Source organism: Massilia sp. CMS3.1, from assembly GCF_051262535.1.
Taxonomy (GTDB): Bacteria; Pseudomonadota; Gammaproteobacteria; order Burkholderiales; family Burkholderiaceae_D; genus Telluria.
Genome location: NZ_JBIMES010000098.1, coordinates 1 through 340 on the forward strand (window position 1 = coordinate 1; position 340 = coordinate 340).

1 protein-coding gene is annotated in these 340 nt (G+C 61.8%); it reads right to left on the reverse strand.

All coding sequences use genetic code 11. The annotated features are described in order from the left end of the window. The coding region (locus tag ACHAC9_RS24580; RefSeq protein WP_435764446.1) for an IS5 family transposase at positions 1–340 on the reverse strand (340 nt) is incomplete at both ends.

Consider the following 340-nt stretch of genomic DNA (forward strand, 5'->3'; position numbering starts at 1 on the left):
TTGCGTCACGTCGGCTACGTTGCCAGCGGTGCCGACGACGGTATGAACCAGCCCGGTCGCCATGTCCACGCCAACGTGTGCCTTCATGCCAAAGTGCCAGTCGTTGCCTTTCTTCGACTGATGCATCTCCGGATCGCGCTCCTTGTCGCGGTTCTTGGTCGACGGTGGCGCTGCGATCAAGGTGGCGTCCACGATGGTCCCTTCGCGCATCGTCAGGCCCTTGCTGGCAAGGTGGCCCTTGATCTCATCGAAGATGCGGCGCGTCAGCGCATTCTCTTCGAGCAAACGGCGGAACTTTAGCAGCGTCGTCGCGTCAGGAGCCGATTCGTGCGAGAGGTCG